This window comes from Bovifimicola ammoniilytica (genome assembly GCF_025567085.1).
Lineage (GTDB): Bacteria > Bacillota > Clostridia > Lachnospirales > Lachnospiraceae > Bovifimicola > Bovifimicola ammoniilytica.
Genome location: NZ_JAOQJN010000006.1, coordinates 120,679 through 138,789 on the forward strand (window position 1 = coordinate 120,679; position 18,111 = coordinate 138,789).

The 18,111-nt window shown below is 43.6% G+C and carries 18 protein-coding genes; all 18 read left to right on the forward strand.

From position 1 onward, the window contains the following. The first annotated feature begins 114 nt into the window (after positions 1-114). Positions 115-495 (forward strand): hypothetical protein, encoded by a 381-nt coding sequence (locus tag OCV48_RS09310; RefSeq protein ID WP_226799356.1) that lies wholly within the window; start codon positions 115-117, stop codon positions 493-495. A 40-nt stretch (positions 496-535) separates the two neighbouring features. Next, positions 536-868: a DUF5720 family protein gene (locus OCV48_RS09315; RefSeq protein WP_147591772.1), complete on the forward strand. Its 333-nt coding sequence runs from the start codon at positions 536-538 to the stop codon at positions 866-868. A gap of 183 nt (positions 869-1,051) precedes the next feature. Then, a complete protein-coding gene (locus tag OCV48_RS09320) occupies positions 1,052-1,963 on the forward strand; it encodes a ParM/StbA family protein (protein WP_238634518.1) in 912 nt (303 codons plus the stop codon). Continuing rightward, positions 1,960-2,250, forward strand: coding sequence for a hypothetical protein (locus OCV48_RS09325; protein WP_007884594.1), 291 nt, complete (start codon positions 1,960-1,962; stop codon positions 2,248-2,250). Before OCV48_RS09320 ends, OCV48_RS09325 begins: the two co-directional genes overlap by 4 nt. A 154-nt stretch (positions 2,251-2,404) precedes the next feature. Beyond that, the gene (locus tag OCV48_RS09330; protein ID WP_007884604.1) at positions 2,405-2,956 is read left to right on the forward strand and encodes a hypothetical protein; all 552 of its coding nucleotides are present in this window, start codon (positions 2,405-2,407) and stop codon (positions 2,954-2,956) included. A 70-nt stretch (positions 2,957-3,026) separates the two neighbouring features. Continuing rightward, on the forward strand, positions 3,027-4,322 hold the full coding sequence (dcm, locus tag OCV48_RS09335; RefSeq protein WP_147591774.1) for a DNA (cytosine-5-)-methyltransferase: 1,296 nt from the start codon (positions 3,027-3,029) through the stop codon (positions 4,320-4,322). Positions 4,323-4,324: 2 nt separating this feature from the next. Continuing rightward, on the forward strand, positions 4,325-5,281 hold the full coding sequence (locus OCV48_RS09340; protein WP_147591776.1) for an amidoligase family protein: 957 nt from the start codon (positions 4,325-4,327) through the stop codon (positions 5,279-5,281). A 12-nt stretch (positions 5,282-5,293) separates the two neighbouring features. Then, on the forward strand, positions 5,294-5,776 hold the full coding sequence (locus OCV48_RS09345) for a gamma-glutamylcyclotransferase family protein (RefSeq protein WP_015513326.1): 483 nt from the start codon (positions 5,294-5,296) through the stop codon (positions 5,774-5,776). A gap of 74 nt (positions 5,777-5,850) precedes the next feature. After that, entirely contained in the window at positions 5,851-10,215 is a 4,365-nt protein-coding gene (locus OCV48_RS09350; RefSeq protein WP_147591777.1) for a SpaA isopeptide-forming pilin-related protein, read from the forward strand. An 88-nt stretch (positions 10,216-10,303) separates the two neighbouring features. Then, complete coding sequence (metK, locus tag OCV48_RS09355) at positions 10,304-11,464, forward strand: methionine adenosyltransferase (RefSeq protein WP_147591779.1); 1,161 nt, start codon at positions 10,304-10,306, stop codon at positions 11,462-11,464. Continuing rightward, positions 11,464-12,441, forward strand: a complete 978-nt coding sequence (locus tag OCV48_RS09360) for a DUF3991 and TOPRIM domain-containing protein (RefSeq protein ID WP_147591781.1) — start codon at positions 11,464-11,466, stop codon at positions 12,439-12,441. Before metK ends, OCV48_RS09360 begins: the two co-directional genes overlap by 1 nt. Before the next feature lie 6 nt (positions 12,442-12,447). Further along, entirely contained in the window at positions 12,448-13,194 is a 747-nt protein-coding gene (locus OCV48_RS09365; protein ID WP_147591783.1) for a hypothetical protein, read from the forward strand. Positions 13,195-13,205: 11 nt separating this feature from the next. Then, entirely contained in the window at positions 13,206-14,018 is an 813-nt protein-coding gene (locus tag OCV48_RS09370; protein WP_147591785.1) for a DNA-methyltransferase, read from the forward strand. Between the two features lie 81 nt (positions 14,019-14,099). After that, the gene (locus OCV48_RS09375) at positions 14,100-14,423 is read left to right on the forward strand and encodes a DUF7768 domain-containing protein (RefSeq protein WP_015513330.1); all 324 of its coding nucleotides are present in this window, start codon (positions 14,100-14,102) and stop codon (positions 14,421-14,423) included. Between the two features lie 287 nt (positions 14,424-14,710). Then, positions 14,711-15,019, forward strand: a complete 309-nt coding sequence (locus tag OCV48_RS09380) for a plasmid mobilization protein (RefSeq protein WP_024852688.1) — start codon at positions 14,711-14,713, stop codon at positions 15,017-15,019. A gap of 6 nt (positions 15,020-15,025) precedes the next feature. Continuing rightward, a complete protein-coding gene (locus OCV48_RS09385; RefSeq protein ID WP_147591787.1) occupies positions 15,026-16,309 on the forward strand; it encodes a relaxase/mobilization nuclease domain-containing protein in 1,284 nt (427 codons plus the stop codon). A gap of 2 nt (positions 16,310-16,311) precedes the next feature. Further along, a complete protein-coding gene (locus OCV48_RS09390) occupies positions 16,312-17,118 on the forward strand; it encodes a PcfB family protein (RefSeq protein ID WP_147591789.1) in 807 nt (268 codons plus the stop codon). Positions 17,119-17,123: 5 nt separating this feature from the next. Next, positions 17,124-18,098, forward strand: a complete 975-nt coding sequence (locus OCV48_RS09395) for an ArdC family protein (RefSeq protein WP_227209885.1) — start codon at positions 17,124-17,126, stop codon at positions 18,096-18,098. Positions 18,099-18,111 lie beyond the last annotated feature (13 nt).

The window sequence follows — 18,111 nt, forward strand, 5'->3', positions numbered from 1 at the left end:
AAGATTCGTAATACAGAAATATATATATTGATTCTAAAGAATTTAAATTTTATAATGTTTCGTAATAAGGAATTATTTTTAACAGGAAGAGGTAAAAGTATAATGGATGTGGAGATGGAAAAGAGAAAATTTTTAAATCTATGTGGCAAAAGAGATCGAGCATTATTGTCAGGTGAAAAAAGAATGACATTGGGGGATATGGAACGATTGACATATCTGACAGAATTTTTTGAACTGGAGAACTATGGAATCGCCTTATGGAAAGAATTTGGTGATGATGTAAAAGAGCCATTTGAAGCGATGATGAAAATGTTAGATGAGCCGGAGTGCATAGAAGATCGATGGCTTGATGACGAAGCAAAAGGGGAAAAGTGGTTGTTAGAATTTCAGGAACTGGCATTAACGGAAGAATACAGGGAATGGATTCGAAATTATATCGATAAAAAATATGAAGAAAGAGGATTACCATATCCGACAGGAGCAGACTTCGATTAAGAGGTCTGCTTTTTTCTGGTCTTTTGGGAGGTGATAAGAGGTGGAAGTAAGTATTTATGAACTCTTGGCGGCAGCAAGAGAATCGGCTAAATCTGATTATATAAAAGGGGACAGCATTTTGTGTGAGAAGAGATTTCATCCAGATACCCATTACATGGTAGAAATGGAGCTGTTAGGAAATGATAACAAGCTGGGAGAAAAGGGGAATTACATACGAAAGTTTCTGACAGAACCGGAGTATCTTCCCATTTTACAAAAGCAGGAAAAACACCTCATAAAAATAAAAAGACAGGCGATTGTTCAAAAAGGAAACTTGCGATATATCCCTCCCCCGGACAGGCTGGACCGCCGCCAGGAGAGGGATATTTTATAACCGGCTGCGAAGGAACAGTAGTGTTCCTCTGGCGATAGTGGTATAAAAAAGCCAGATTTTCCGCAGGTTTTGGGACGCTGGAACATGGAAAAGTGTTCACGAATGGCACTTTTGCAACAATCCGTTGCAGCAGTGAAAGCATTTTTGACCTTACGTTAAACAGAAAAATGAAAGGGTGTGATTGTGATAATCATAGGAATTGATCATGGCTATTATGCCATTAAAACAAGACAAGTGTCTTTCCCAAGTGGAATTATTGGGTATGATTACGAGCCGTATACCATGCAGAATGTTCTGCAATATCAAGGAAAGTATTATGTCTGCGGTACGGGAAGACAGACGCTGGTAAAAAATAAAACGTCAAATGATAATTATTATCTGCTGACGTTGGCAGCCATTGCAGAAGAAATCAAGCATCGGAAAGCGGAACGAAAGACAGAGGTAATTCTGGCTGTCGGACTTCCGCTTTCAAGTTTTGGAAGAGAGAAACAGGGATTCAGGGAGTATCTGTTGCGGAAAGAGCAGCCAGTGCGATTTTTATATGAAAGTGAGTTATATGAGATAACAATAAAAGATGTGAAACTGTTCCCACAGGGATACTCTGCGCTTGCTCTGCATCCAGAGTATCTGAAGAATGAACCGTCTGTTCTGCTTGTTGATATTGGTGGCTGGACCGTTGACCTTATGAGGCTGGACAATGCTGTTCCGAATGCAGCAACGTGCAGAAGTCTGGAACTTGGAGTAATCCGATGTATTGATGAGACAGCAGAACAAGTGCGTAGAAATACCGGACTGTCTGTGACAGAAACTCAAATTGAGCGTGTGCTTCGGAGGGAATCTTGCAGTATGGCAGAGGAGGCCAGACGGATCATACAGGAAAACGGACGGAAATATATAGAAAGAATACTGTCTGCGGTGACAGAATCCGGGTTTGATCTCCGGGCAGTACCCACCGTATTTATGGGGGGAGGCTCCGCAATTTTAAAACGCCACGTGACCGCACAGGACGCGATTTGCCGCCCCGTTTTTATAGAGGACGTCCATGCCAACGCAACAGGGTATGAACGGATTGTAGAGCAGATGTGGACGAGATGACACGCCCGGTATATTCGTTCCGCCCGAACCTGAAAAATCCAGAACACCAGAGGGCATGGGAGAAATTTCAAAGTGTTCCAGAAGGGCAGAAAAGCCAGTATCTGGTTCAGGCAATTCTGGAAAAAGAGGATCGGAAATGGATGGAAGAAGTCATTCAAAAGACGATAAAAGAAAGTGTTCGGGAATTAGGAATATGTGGCACTACGGAACAATCGACAACGAAACTATCATCGGAAGAAATACCAGATCAGATGATGGATTTTCTATCTCAAATGGAAAATTTGTAAAGGGGGTGAGGCCTATGATTGCACGATACATACATTGTTGGATCTGCTAGGGGTAAGGCAAGAAATGCATCGATATCTTTGGTGGGTATTGTGAATAGCTTTCCATGCGGCTTTGGAGTATGTTGTGTGTAGCAAAAGTGAAAGGAGAAAGGTTATGGCAGAGATGAAAAATATCTGCGGAAAGATCCCGATGGACTTACATGAGAAAGTAAGAGAAGAGATTGAACTCACAGAAAGCAGCACACAAAAATTTTTACAACAGGTCATTGAAGAACATTTCAACAGAGTGGAAGGAAAAGGAGAAATAAGCATGGGAGCAGTAAGAACAGTAGCAGTACAGGTATCAGAGGAATTATTCCAGAGATTAAAAGTAGTCATCGGAAAGAAACACATGAAACAGAAAGACTTCTTAATTCAGATTATAGAAGAAGCACTGGAAAAGGTAGAGGTCGAATGGCAAAGCAAAGAGCAGCCTGAAGAATCCGAACAGACAACTGGAGAATTGGGAACAGAAGAAACTCAACCGGAAGAAAGAACTGAGCCGGAAAGGGAAAGTGAACCAGAAGAGGAAGCCGAACCGGATGGAGAAAGTGAACCGAAAGAGGAAAACAAACCAGAAGGGGAAAGTGAACCGGAAGAGGAAACTGAACCAGAAGGAGAGACTGATCCGGAAGAATCCAAAGCAGAAGAACCAACAGAATGGTAACCAATTGATACAGAATAACGAAGGGCGGTATGAGAGATCATGCCGCCTGTTTTTATCAGCAAAAAGGAGGTTGATAGCCGCAACCATTCAATTTTTTGATCTCTTTAGCGGAATCGGGGGATTTCGTGAAGGCTTAAGACGGGCAGGAAACTTTGTCTGTGTCGGACATTGCGAGGTGGATACTTATGCGGATAAGAACTACCGATTGCTGTTTGATACGGAAGGGGAGTGGTATTGTAATGACGCAAGAACAATCGAACCAGAACGAATGCCAGATTTTGATTTACTCTGTGCAGGATTTCCTTGCCAGGCATTCTCTATCGCCGGAAAGCGAGAAGGATTTGCAGATGCAAGAGGAACCCTCTTTTTCGAGATTGCCCGGCTTCTTAAAGCTAAAAGACCCCAGTATTTTATCCTTGAAAATGTTCCCGGTCTGCTTTCGCATGACAAGGGGCGGACATTTTGCACCATCCTCAGTACGCTTTCGCAACTGGGGTACCATGTCGAATGGAAAGTGCTTAACAGCAAGGATTTCGGAGTCCCCCAAGCAAGGAAACGGGTGTATATTGTCGGATATCTTGATTTCAGATGTGCCGGAAAAATATTACCTGAACCAGAAACAAATGGAGCAGCTCTTGTTCAAATCCGGGCAGGAAGTCAGGGGAAAAGAGTCTACAGTCCCAAAGGACTAAGCTGTACCCTGACATCACAGGCAGGTGGAATGGGCGGCAAGACAGGATTATATGATGTAGGTGTTCCAATCAAAGAGAATACAAAACTCGGCTACAAACTTGCAAGAGAAGGGGACAGCATCGATCTGGGCTATGCGAATCTCAACAGCAGGAGAGGAAGAGTCGGACACCAGATTGCACATACCCTGACAACAGGTATCCAACAGGGAACACTTCATTTTGTAGATTTGTCTCCGCCACCACTGGTAACTGAAGAATGCAGAAGCCTTAATACCCGACAATGTGGAATCCATAAATACAAAGGAGAATGTTCCGGCGTATTAAGTGAAGAAGGGGCAAGAGCAGTCCTTACACCAGCCAAAGAAAATGTCCGTCAGAACGGCAGACGCATGAAAGAACCAGAAGAACCGATGTTTACAATTACTGCAACCGATCGTCATGGCATCTTGTATCACGGAAGAATAAGAAGATTAGTTCCAAGGGAATGTCTGCGACTGCAGGGGTATTATGATTGGCAAATAAATAAAATCATAGACAGCACTTCTGATGCACAGCTTTATAAACAGGCTGGAAACGGAGTAACTGTCAATGTTATCGAGGCAATTGGCAGATTGTTACAAAAGGCAGACTCCGAACTCAACACACAGGAAGTGTCTGAGAAAGGAATCCATTAGGCATGATCGGTATAAAAGACCAATACTTTGGCACAGAAATCGAGATGACAGGAATTACCAGACAACGTGCTGCAGAACTTGTTGCTGAAATGTTTGGAACAGAAGCATATTATGACGGCACTACTTATGGAGTCTGGTCAGTGATAGATTTGGAAGGAAAAAAGTGGAAATTTATGTCTGATGGGAGCATTTATACACAACGAAAAGTATACGGTCGAATTGTAGACGCAGGTGGAGAATATTCAACAGAAATGGTATCTCCGAAATTATCCTATGATGAAATGGGTAAGTTACAGGAAGTAGTACGATGTCTGCGACAGCATGGCGGTTTTGTAAATGAGTCCTGTGGTCAGCATGTTCATGTAGATGCATCGAATCATACACCGCAGAGTCTGAAAAATGCACTGACAATTATGTATGCAAAGGAAGATATTCTGTTCAAAGCACTGAAAGTGCAGGAGAGAAGAGCAAATAGTTATTGTCAGAGGGTGCGACCGGAGGTATTGGAGAAAATCCGAAAAATACCAAATAAATCAATCACAATGGACCGAGTAAGAAATGTCTGGTATGGAGGCAGGGATGGAAGTCATACCCATTATGATCATACCCGTTATTATGCTCTGAATCTTCATGCTGTGTTTTCAAAAGGAACTTTGGAATGGCGCTGTTTTGAAAGCACACTTCATGCAGGAAAGGTAAGAGCAAATATTACTCTGGCATTAGCCATTTCCGCACAGGCGATCAATCAGAGATCGACACAGATGAAAAAGACACTGATATCAGAAAATCCAGCATTTACATTTCGTACATTTTTATTGAGACTTGGGTTAATTGGAGACGAATATAAAAATGTCCGAAAACATTTGCTGGCAAATCTGGATGGTGATCTTGCGTGGAGATATGATAAAAGCACGTATGAGTGTTTGAAGAAAAATCAAAGGACAGAAGGAGTCAGATAGAGGTGAGAAAAAATGGAAGATAGATATTACTTCGCTTATGGCAGCAACATGAATCTGGAGCAGATGAAGTACAGGTGTCCGGCTGCGGAAGTTGTGGAAAATGTCCGGCTTGAAGATTATCGGCTGGCATTTCGAGGAAAGGCTCCGGGTAACGGAGTAGCAACGGTACTGCCGGAAAAGGGAAGCTGTGTCGAAGGAGTTTTATGGAAAATCACAGAAGCGTGTGAGAAGAGTCTGGATTTCTATGAAGGATTCCCAAGTTTTTATGGGAAAGAATCGATTCAGGTAAAAAATCAGGATGGAGTGGAGAAAGAGGTGTTTGTATATATGATGAACGCTCCGCACAAAGATGTTCCGGCAAGACCATCGAAGTTTTATCTGGATGGAATTCTGGAAGGATATAAGGATAACCAGATTCCAACAGATTCTGTCATGAAAGCGGTGAAGCGTACCAGACAGGAAGTGAAAAAAGAAAAAAATCGATATACAAGATAAAACGTACCGCAGAGGAAACATCTTCTGCGGTATTTAATTAAAAAAATCTATTTATAATTAGGAAGGAAAAGCACATGAAGGTTAGAAAATTAAAGACCAGAATAGCTGCTTTTGGACTGGCTGTCCTGATGGGCATCAGTACCTTGAGCAGTGTAAATGCGTTTGCGGTCGAACAGACAGGCTCGGAACAGCAGACGGAAGTACAGGCGGTAACAAGCCAGAAAGATACATCGGTTACAGCAGATGATATCACAAAAGCGGTTTCGGATGAAACATTTGCGGTGGAAACCTGTATGGAAGGAATCCATTATGATGCAGAAAAAGAAGATGTTACGCTTGTAAGTATCAAAGATGAGAATGGTGGAGAGTATCATTCTGACAAAGCAGGAACATATATTGCCACTTATATGGTCGTTCCAAAAGATAAGAGTGACAGCTATACCATCACCCGGAAAGTGACTCTGACGGATACAGAAGGTCAGGCACATTCTGAAGAAAATGGTGGAGAGAAACAGAAGTCAGATACAGAATCTGAAGATGATTCGGATTCGCCTGTGCAGAACTACACAGATGTAGAAATTGAAACATCCGAAGAAGATGCATCTGCACAGGCAGTCAAAGAACTGAAAGAGGACATCGAAGAGGGAAATGTGATGGTATTGTCTGCGGCTGAAAGAGCTACAAGCAGCGGTTCCACAGTTACATTGACAAAGGGGAGAACTATTTATTATCCAAGTTATATTGGAAATTATCTTACGTGTCTGTTTACCGTAAACGGAAAGATCGCATACTGTCTCCAGTCCCAGAAAGCATCCCCACCGAGTGGAAGTTATGTGGCACAGGTACTGGACAGCAATAAAAATTTGCAGAAAGTCCTTTACTATGGCTATGGCGGGGCAGGAGATCTGACAGGAAGTTATCTGTCCGGGAAATCAGAGGATGAAAAGTATGTGTATACGCATATTGCAGCCAGCTACGCTTACGCAGGAGAAGCCGGATTTACCGGATGTAATTATAATGACCTTGTAAATGCAGGGGTTATCGCATATATCAATTATCTGTTCGGACAGGAAGAACCGCCAAAAGGTGAACTGAGCTTTTCAAGCACAAAGCTGAATGCAGTACGGGATGGAAACATCCAGAAAACACCAAATATCACACTGTCTGGAGATCACAGAAACTATGTGACATTGAGTGTGCCGGAAAATGTGACTGCACATAATCTTTCTAAAGGAACAAGTGTTACAAATGGAAAAATCCAGATTTATGGTGGAGATACATTCTATCTGTCTGCGGATTTATTACTGACAGGCAGTTATGCTTCCGGCAGCTTATATGGTTCTGTCGGAAAGACATGGAGAACGCTGGTGCTGACAACCGGAGATTCCAAGCAGGATATCGGTGTATTTGAAAGCGAAACAGCAGCTCCGGTAAGTTTCAGTGTACAGTGGCTGAATATGACACGCATTGAGTTGATGAAGAAAGATATCAATACACAGAACCCACTATCTGGAGCAGTTTACGGTATTTACACCGATAAGAAGTGCGAAAATCTGCTAATGACGATGACTGCAACCGGAACAGACGGAAAAGCAGTCAGCGATTATTTTGATGCCGCACTCAAAACTGTGTATGTAAAAGAAGTGACTGCACCGACCGGATATAAACGGAATCAGGAAGTCTATCAAGTGGATGTTGCAGCCGGTAAGACATTGACGGTAACAGCAACGGATGAGAGGGTCACTGGAAAAGTAAAGATTGCAAAGATTGATAAGGAAACATTTGCATTCCAGCCACAGGGAGACGGCGCTCTTCGAGGTGCTGTGTATGGTCTGTATGCCAAAGAAGATATCGTGCATCCGGATGGAACAACAGGAGTTCTGTATAAACAGGACAGCCTGATCGCGCAGGGAGTCATCGGAGATGATGGAACACTGGAGTTTTCAGAATTATACCTTGGAGAAATGTATGTAAAAGAAATCACTCCACCGGAAGGATATACACGGGATACTACAAAATATGAAGTATCCGTAACTTATGAAGGTCAGGACGTTGCAGAAGTGACAAGAGAGCTTACGGTAAAAGAGCAGGTAAAGAAACAGGCATTCCAGTTGATCAAAGTCAGTGAAGATGGAGAGCAGACAGAAACAGACCTGGTTGCAGGAGCAGGATTTAAGGTATATCTGATCAGCGACCTGACACAGGTGAAAAATGGGAAACTGAAACCGTCCAATGGAGAAAGCTACACGGCAAGTGATTTCAAGAATTATGACTTCAGCAAAGAGCAGGTGGCAGTCACCTATGAGAATGGAACAGCTGTACCAGTGCCGGAACTGATCACGGATACAAAAGGATATGCAGTCAGCCCGGAACTGCCGTATGGAAGTTATGTTGTAGTGGAAAGCACTACCCCGGAGAATCTGAAAACCATTGATCCATTTGTTGTAAATGTGGAAAATGACAGCAGAGAACCTATGCAGTGGAGAGTGTTTGATGACCGTCCGTTTGAGTTCCTGTTAAAAATCGTGAAGAAAGATGCACAGACTGGGAATACTGTTTTAAAGGCAGGGGCATCTTATAAGATTTACGATGTGACAAATAAGAAATACATTGAACAGGTCGTTCAGTATCCAAAAAAAGAAAAGATCAGCGTATTCCAGACCAATGAGGAAGGATATCTGATCACACCGCAGGAACTGAAGTGCTCTACCTACCGAATCGAAGAAGTGAAAGCACCGGAAGGATTTGTAAGACAGGGAAGCGAAGAGTCCCTGTATGATGGAACAACGATTATTTCACCATTAGAGCAGACTACAAAAGGAACATATAAAGAAAATCCACAGAGCGGTATTGTAATTACAGTATCCTCAAACACTGCACATCAGATTGATCCAGATACAGGAGCAGCGATTGTAGAGGTAGAACAGAAAAACGATGAACAGGTAGGAAGCCTGCTCCTGACGAAAAAGGGAGAACAGCTTACCGAAGTAACAGGAGATTCTGTTCTGGCAAAAGTAAAAGCACTGGTCTCTAAAGTAAGAAATGCTGTATCTGGTAAAGAAGAAACAGGTATCTATAAAGACTTTAAATATGAAGAAACCGGAGTAGAAGGTGCCCAGTTTGAAGTATATGCCAAAGATACCATCTATTCACCGGACGGAGCAAAGGATGAAGAAGGAAATCCAGTTGTCCGTTATGAGAAAGATGACCTGGTAGCCAAACTGACTACAGATGAAAATGGAACAGCAGTTATCTACAATCTGCCACTGGGAACGTATTATCTGAAAGAGGTTGTAGCAGGAGAGAATTTTGTCCTGAATACAGAACAGAAAGAATTTACCCTGACAGCAGAGGATGATACACAGGCAGTTGTTTATGAAGGCGTTACCTATAAAAATGAAAGACAGAAAGTTTCTGTATCGGTAGAAAAGAAGGATTCTGTCACAGGAGAAAAGCTGGAAGGTGTTATTTTTGGACTGTATGCTGCGGAAGATATCGTTTCTAATCAGGGAGAGGTTCTCGTAGAGAAAGATACCCTGCTGGAAAAGAAAGCAACAGATACAAAGGGAACACTTACTTTTGACAGTGATCTTCCACATGGAAAATACTATGTCAAAGAGGAAGTCAGAAAAGCCGGATATCTTCCAAATGAAGAAGTATGGAATGTAGATGCAACCTATGAAAATCAGAATCTTGCAAAGATTGAACTGAACAAAGAAGTTGAGAATCAGCCGACAGAAACACGTATTACCAAAACAGATGCAACAACCGGAAATGAGCTGGAAGGAGCAAAACTGCAGGTCATTGATAAAGACGGAACTGTTTTGGAAGAGTGGATCAGTACGAAGGAAGAACATGTCATTTACGGACTGCCGGAAGGAAGTTATACCTTACATGAAGAACTGGCTCCTTATGAAGATGGTTATGTGTCTGCCAGCGATGTGACGTTTGAAGTCAAAGAAGATGGCAGTGTGACAAAGGTTGAGATGAAAGACGAATATTCCAAAGTGGAAATTTCAAAAATAGACCTAACAACCGGAAAAGAACTGGAAGGGGCAAAGCTTCAGATCATCCGCAAAGACGGAACTGTTTTGGAGGAGTGGATTACGGATGGAAAGCCACATTCCGTTGCAAAGCTCCCGGTCAATGAAGAACTTACTCTGCGTGAGATCACAGCGCCGGATGGTTACGAGATTGCGGAAGATGTTACATTCACATTGAAAGATACAATGGAAGTCCAGAAAGTAGAAATGAAAGATGCCAGAACACCGGAGAAAACAACAGAAAAAACAAATGCACCAAAAACAGGTGATAACCAGAAAGTATGGCCGTTTGTTCTGCTTGCACTGGCATCTGCCGGAACAGCTACAGGAGTGACTGTATACCGCAGAAAGAAGTCAAAAATGACAGACAACAAAGAAGAAACAGAAGAAAAATAAAATAAAAATTACAGGATAAACCAATCTGACAGGGCAGGAGATGCGCATAGAGCAGCTCCTGCCCTGTCTGTAGATAAGGAGAAGAAAGATGAGACGTTTTTATACAGCAGAATCAGTAACAGAAGGACACCCGGATAAAGTATGCGATCAGATAGCAGATGCAATCTTAGATGAATGTCTGCGTTATGATCCATCTTCGAGAGTGGCATGTGAAGTCCTTGCCACAAGAGGAAATGTGTTTGTGGCAGGAGAAATCAGCAGCGGATATGAGCCGCCAGTATTTGATGTGATCCGAAAGGTTCTGGAAGAATGCGGATATTGTACAGATGGAATAGAAATGGATACGTTTGTACACCAGCAGAGTCCAGATATTGCGAAAGCAGTGAGTGTGTCGAAAGAATTTCGGGATAATATTGGTGCAAAGATAAGAGATAGAAGCAGGGGAGCTGGAGATCAGGGTGTTATGGTCGGATATGCTTGTGATGATACTCCGCAGCTTATGCCAATGCCGACTGTTCTGGCACACCGGATCACACGTGAACTTTCGGCTTGCAGAAGAAGCGGATATATCAAAGATATCTTTTCGGATGGAAAAGCACAGGTAACAGTAGAATATGAAGATGGAAAACCAGTGAGACTGGAAAGTGTTGTTGTTTCCTGCCAGCATGGTGCAGAAAAGAACCTGAAGAAGTTAGATGCCGAGATCAGAGAGAAAGTGCTTCGCTCAGCACTCAGATTACTGCCGCCGGATGAGGATACGAAGATTCTGATCAATCCGTCAGGAAAATTTGTGTGCGGAGGATTTGATGCAGATACCGGACTGACCGGAAGAAAGCTGATGGTGGATACTTATGGCAGTATGGTTCCGCATGGCGGCGGTGCATTTTCGGGAAAAGACTGTTCGAAAGTAGACCGTTCGGCAGCTTATATGGCAAGGTATATCGCCAAAAATATAGTAGCTGCTGGGTTTGCAAGCAAGTGTCAGGTGTCTCTGGCTTATGCAATCGGAGTAGCAGAGCCGGTTATGATTGAGGTAGACACCTTTGGTACAGGAAAAGTGTGTGCGGATGATTGTCTGGCGGCAGCAATCCCACTGGTGTTTGGAGTGACACCCGTTCAGATCATGGAATCCCTTCGACTGAATCGTCCGATTTTCCGTCAGACGGCAGTTTTTGGTCATTTTGGAAGAAAGGAGTTTCCTTGGGAGCGGACGGATAAGGTACTGGCTCTTCAGGATGCAATTCTGTAATGCCCTGGGTAACGGAAGAAGAGATTCAGGCAGCAAAAAATATGACTGCGTATGAGTATTTGCGAACGCATCAGGCACAGCGACTGCAAAAGACAAGGACCAGAAATGAATGGCAGTTGACGGATCATGACAGTTTTAAAATCAATGAACTGTCCAGCAAATGGCATTGGAAATCCAGAGATATCGGTGGCGTGTCCGCACTGCGGTTTCTGATTGAAGTAGATGGAATGAAATTTACAGATGCCGTAAAACTGTTGTGCGAAGAGAGTCCGTCTTTTATTCCGACACAGGCTGTGGAAAGGGAAAAACTGCCATTTAAGTTGCCGGAGAGGTATTGTAATTGCAGACGAATCAGGGCTTATTTAAACCACAGAGGAATCAGCGATGAAGTGATCACATATTGTATTTCACATGAAATCCTTTATGAAAGTGTCCCGTACCATAACGCTGTTTTTGTTGGGAAAGATGAATCCAGAAAAGCAAGATATGCATTCCTGCGAGGAATCTATGAAAAAAACGGGAAGGGATTCAAGATGGAGCAGACCGGGAGTGAAAAAAAGTACAGCTTTTGCATTCCACCTGAAAGAGAAACAAAGCGAGTTGCCGTATATGAAGCGTGTATTGATGCATTGGCACACATGACACTGGAAGAGGGAAATAGGGATAAATATCGTCTTTCCCTTGGGGGAATCGCTGCTCCGAAAGAAAACGCACAGATACAGGGTGAACGTTTTAAAAAGCCGCCGGATGCACTGGAAGAGTTTTTGAAGAACCATCCGGAAATCAAAGAAATTGAAATCTGTACCGATAATGACTTTGCAGGAAGATGGGCGAAAGAACAGATGAAAAAGCATTATGAGGGAACGTATCAGATTATCTGCAATCTGCCGGAAAAAGAAGGGGCAGATTACGCAGACCTTGCGAAAGAAAAAAAGCAGGAAAATAAATGCAGGGACAGACCATTAGAAAGAAGGTGATAGAGAATGGAAGAAAAAGAAACGATACACGTACAGATGTTGACGGAGCTGACTGGAAATCTTTTTTCCGAAGAATCCGAATGGGAAGAAGATTGGTCGGAGAGTGATGAATATGGAATGCCGTTAGATGGAACAGAACTTGCCGATTATGAAGATGCCATCCGAGAAGAACTGGAACGCTATGGGGAAGATGATCTCATGCAGTATTTTGATGGAAGTGAGTCCATTCATGGAAAAATACAAAGTGCAGTTGTTACGATAGAAAACAAAGATGGAATCCTGTACGGCTGTACCAAACTGGAATTAAATGAATTTTTAAGTCAGGAAGAACTACAGGAATTCACCGAATACATTACAGGGCAGTACAGTGACGGTTGGGGTGAAGGATTTGAGCAGAGGGATATCAAGGTAGATGGTGGAATGCTGAATGTGCATTTCTGGCATCCTGATATGGAGCAGCCGAAAATCTATGAAAAGAAAACAGAGCAGATCCCGATAAAGCTTGAGAAACAACGTCCCAAGTTACAACTCCTTGGACATGATGGGAATATTTTTTCCATTATGGGCGATGCCTCAACTCTTTTGAAAAAGAATAAACAGACAGCAGAAGCAAAAGAAATGTGTAAAAGAGTATTGGAAAGTGGGGATTATTACAAAGCACTTTTGATTATCAGTGAATATGTGGAAACCGAGTTGAGTCCACCACCAAAAGAAAATAAAAAGACAAAGAAGAAAAATCAGCCGGAACGCTGAGAAAAGAAAGGATGATGCCTATGACAAATGGCCTGAGTTTGGAAGAACTTATGAAAGAGGGAACATACCCGGAGGAATATGCCGAAGGGAAGAACTGGAAGATTTTACATGGAGATACGCTGAAACTGGTCAAAGCATTCCAGCCGGGAATCTTTGATGCAGTCATTACCGATCCACCGTATGCGTCCGGTGGAACAAAGCAGAATGAAAGAAATCGTACTACAAACCAGAAATACAGCAGTATGAGTGCTGCAAATGCACTTCCGGATTTTGATGGGGACAATAAAGATCAGAGATCATGGACTCACTGGATGGCCGAGTGGCTTTACGATGTGCGGAAAGCCTGCAAGAAAGGAGCTCCGATCTGTCTGTTCATTGACTGGCGTCAGTATCCATCGATTACCGATGCATTGCAGTGGGCAGGATGGATTTGGCGAGGAACAGCGGTGTGGGATAAGGGAAACTCCCGTCCACAGAAAGGCCGTTTCCGCCAGCAGGCTGAATACATTGTGTGGGGCAGTAACGGACCGATGCCAATCAACCGTCCAGTATCTTGTCTGCCGGGCGTCTTCCGATATGGAAATCCGCAGAACCGGATTCATGTGACAGAGAAGCCGTTGCAGCTTATGAAAGATGTCATCCAGATTTGCGAACCGGGAGGTCTGATCCTGGACCCGTTTGCCGGGGCAGGAACGACTGTCCTTGCAGCGGTTATGACAGGTTATCGTGCAGTGGGAATTGAGGTAACAGATGCCTACTACAAACTGGGAAGTGACAGAGTGAAAATTGCATTAGAAGCAGAGCAGAAAGAGGATGAAAAGTAGCCGGGATGTCCAATTGGACATCTTGTTTTTTATAGAGAAAATCAGTGGCATCCAACTGGATGCAGGAAGGAGATGGAGCGTATGGAACAGGCGCTGGCTTATGTGTGCTGTTCAGCAGAAGAAAGCCGGGTAAAAGTGCAGAAATATTGCAGAAAAATCTATGAACTTGGGTATGTACCAATCTGTCCGAGATTTGTATTCTCACCATTCTTGGAAGAGTCCGATGCAGAAGATATGCAGGGATATGGAAGAATGTCCCATATTCTTTTGCGGAGATGCCGGATGGTAGTTGTATGTGGGAAAGAAGTGACAGGAACAATGAATACCGAAATCAGTATGGCAGACAGACTCCATATCATTTGTACGACACTTGATGGACTGGTGCAGATAAAAGAATCAAAATAAATCAGAATCGAGTTAATCCGGTGCTACAGAAACTGGTGGTACTCGTTTTGCAAGCATAGCGTTTGGATATCCAAACGCACTTTGGGGAGAACCCCAATCCCCCGAATACAAAATGAAAACGGAAAGGAAGGATAAGCTATGTTAAGAGACGGAGTCATGATTATGATCGCATTGATGTGTGGAGGTTGTTTCGGAGTCGTGGTGACCTGCTGTATGGTAACTGCGAAACGGTCGGATCAGGAGCTTGGCGATATGATGAAAGAGAAAAGAGAAGGGACGGTGATGCAATGCGAAAACGAAACCATGTGATCCCGGTGCGGTTAAATGCAAGGGAACTCAGGGAATTGGAGGAACAGGTGGAAAAAAGCGGACTGAGTCGGGAAGAGTTTATGCGTTCGCTGATCTTAGGAGCACAGGTACACGCAAAACCCTGTGAGCATCACCCGGAACTGCTTAGGAAGATAGCGGGTCTGTGCAATAATGCGAACCAGCTTGCCCATGTTGCGAATGCTTCGGGAATGGCAAGTGAGCAGAGTGTGCAGGAAATGCTCCGGCTTACCAAAGAGACATGGCATCTGGTAAAGGAAGAGTGGTAATGACAGATGGCTTATACAAGTGTTATCCCCGTCCACCGCCTGGACCGTTCCATCGAATATGTGAAAGACAAAGAAAAAACCACACAGAAAGCAGACTCTCTGGAGGCTGCCATTGATTATGCCATGAACCGGACAAAGACGGAACAGGCGGTCTTCGAAGATACCATCGGATGTACCAATGAAAATGCGTATGCAGATATGGTGGCAACGAAAAAGAGATTCCATAAGATGGGCGGTGTGGAAGGATACCATCTGGTACAGAGTTTTGCAGAAGGTGAGGTGACACCGGAACTGGCACATCTCATCGGACAGGAACTGGCAGACCGGCTCTTAAAGGGACAGTATGAAGTCGTTATCACAACGCATCTGAATACCAGACATTATCATAACCACATTGTCTGGAACTCTGTGAGCATGGCAGACGGGCGTAAGTACCACAGTAATGCAAAGAGTTATTATACGGAGATCCGGAAGATCTCCGATGAGCTGTGCAGAAAATATGGTCTGTCTATCATTGAATCCGACCAGAAAAAATCAATCCCTTATGTACAGTGGAAAGCGGAACAGGAAGGGAAACCGACATGGAGAAGTGCGATCCGTCTGGATATCAGGGAGTCTGTACAGGAAAGCTACTCCTGGTCACAATTCTTAAAAGAAATGGAAAAGCGTGGATACACATGGAAACTGAACCGGAAATATGTCGCTTTAAAGGCTCCGGGGATGGAACGGTACATCCGGCTACGGTCTCTTGGAAAAAACTATTCCGAAGAGGAGATCCGTGGACAGATCTTACAGCCAAAAGTAAAACGCATCTATCAAAAGACGGTGCAGATTTCTCCAAAGAGGAAACTGACCGGGATACAGGCATTATATTATTCCTATCTATATCAGATGGGAGTACTGCCAAAAAGACCGAGAAGAAGTCCGTATGCCATCAGAGAGGATATCCGGAAACTAGATCAGAGGATTGAACAGATTGAGTTTTTAATGAAGCATGATATTACGACCAGAGAACAGCTTGCCACATACCGTGAGCCGTTACAAAAGCAGATTTCAGAACTGATGAAGGAACGCAGAAAGCTCTATCGGAATGACAGTGAAGACAGTGGAAAAGTACGGCTGTCCGAAATCAATGAGGAATTAAAAAATCTCCGAAAAGAAGTCCGTATGACCGTCCGGATTGAAAAGCATTCATTGGAAATCGAAGAAAGACTTCGAAAGGCAGAAGAACAAATCCAGAATGAGAAACGTGTGGAACACAAGGAAAAAGAGAGTCAGGAGGTGAGATAAGTATGAATTACGGAGCAGAACCGGCAGATCAGGTGGTGCGGTACAGTCTGGAAGGAATGGAATACTCTTTGAAGATTACCGGAAATGTGGCAAAGCATGTGGCAATCTTTATTGCGGCCACCCTGAAAGATCAGAAAAAGACAAGAGGGAAAACAAGGCTTACCAGAATGTTAAAGGAACAGCGCCCGATGAAATTTTTTACCGTTCCGGGTGACCGCTTAAAAGAATTTGCAAAAGAGGCCAAGGCAAGGGGTATCTTATATGTAGTTATCAAGGATAAGGTGAATCCGGATCAGACAGAGGTCATGGTATTTGCAGATGATGCAGCAAAGATGAACCGGGTATTAGACCGGATGAATCTGGATTTTGTAAAAGCAGAATCAGGCTCTATGGTTACAGAAGCAGTGGAAAAAGAGACTGCACCGGAAAAGGCAGAAAACCAGATGGAAAAAGAATCAAGGGAGAATGTACGGACAGAGACCGTTGTCCTGCCGGAAGGCAAAATAGAATTTGAACTGGACGATGCGGAAGAAATGTTCCAGATCGGGGATGAGGCTTTCCCGGAAGGAAATTTTACACAGGCGCAGGAGGGGGAAGAAAAGAATCCATCCGAACCTTTCTCGCGCAACAGAAATACTTCTTCCGATCGGGAAACTAGCTGGAAAGAAAAGAATGAAAAACCATCTGTGCGGAAAGAACTCGGAGATATCCGCAAGGAACAGGAAGAGAAACGCAAGCGTCCAGACAGACGGAAAAATGCCAGAGAGAGCAGGAAGAAACGCAAGAATATGAAAACGAAAGGCAGGTAATGTATATGGATTTAACAGATATGATTTCAGGGGGAACGGAAGAACAGCCGATTCCTGAACAGAAATTGACGAAAGAAGAATATGCAGCCAAAAAACAGCAGGAAAGAGAAGAGGTATGGGCTGAAGTAGATTCGCAGGCACAGGGAGTTTTTCAGGATGGAGAAAAACTGAAAGGTTTTCTGGATTTTATGGCAGAGTGTAATACACAGAGAACACCGAATCTGCTTTTGATCTATGGACAGCATCCGGATTTTAAGGTGGTAAGGTCTTATGAACGCTGGAGAGAAGAACATCGTTCGGTAAAAGCAGGGGAGCATGGCATTACTTATATGATTTCCACTGAATATGAAAAAGATGGAGAAATGCGGAGAGGGTATACGATCGGAAAAGGATTTGACATCAGTCAGATGTCTGGAAAGCCATTGGAAGAACGCCCTCAGCGAAGTTTGACAGAACTGATAGGAACTGTCTTAAAAGACCAGTCGGTACGTGTGCAGATTGAGGATGATCTGCCAGACAAAGTGCAGGCCCAGTACAATCCGAGATACCGTACCATTTATATCCGCAACGGAATGAGTGAAGTAACGACATTCCATGCACTGAACAGAGAACTGGCGTGTGCAGCACTGGACCAGCATACCGGAACCTACAGCCGACAGAAAGTCAGTGCACAGGCTTATTGTGCAGCCTATGTGATTGCGAAACGTTATGGTGTGGATGTTACCGGATTCAATCTGGAGTATATTGCACAGAGAAATGAATGTGGAAAGAAAGATCCACAGGAACTGAGAGACTTTTTAAATGATGTCCGTCAGGCTTCCTATAGTATCCGAAACCATATCGAACGGAATTTTGGTGCAAAGGAACAGGAGTATGTAACCGATGAGTTTGCAATCGGAGACCCTGTAAAAACACCGGAAACCAAGGATGAAAAAGCATCCGGAAAAGAGAAAAAAGCAAAGAGTCAGCCGGAACGATAAAAGTGAAAAAGCT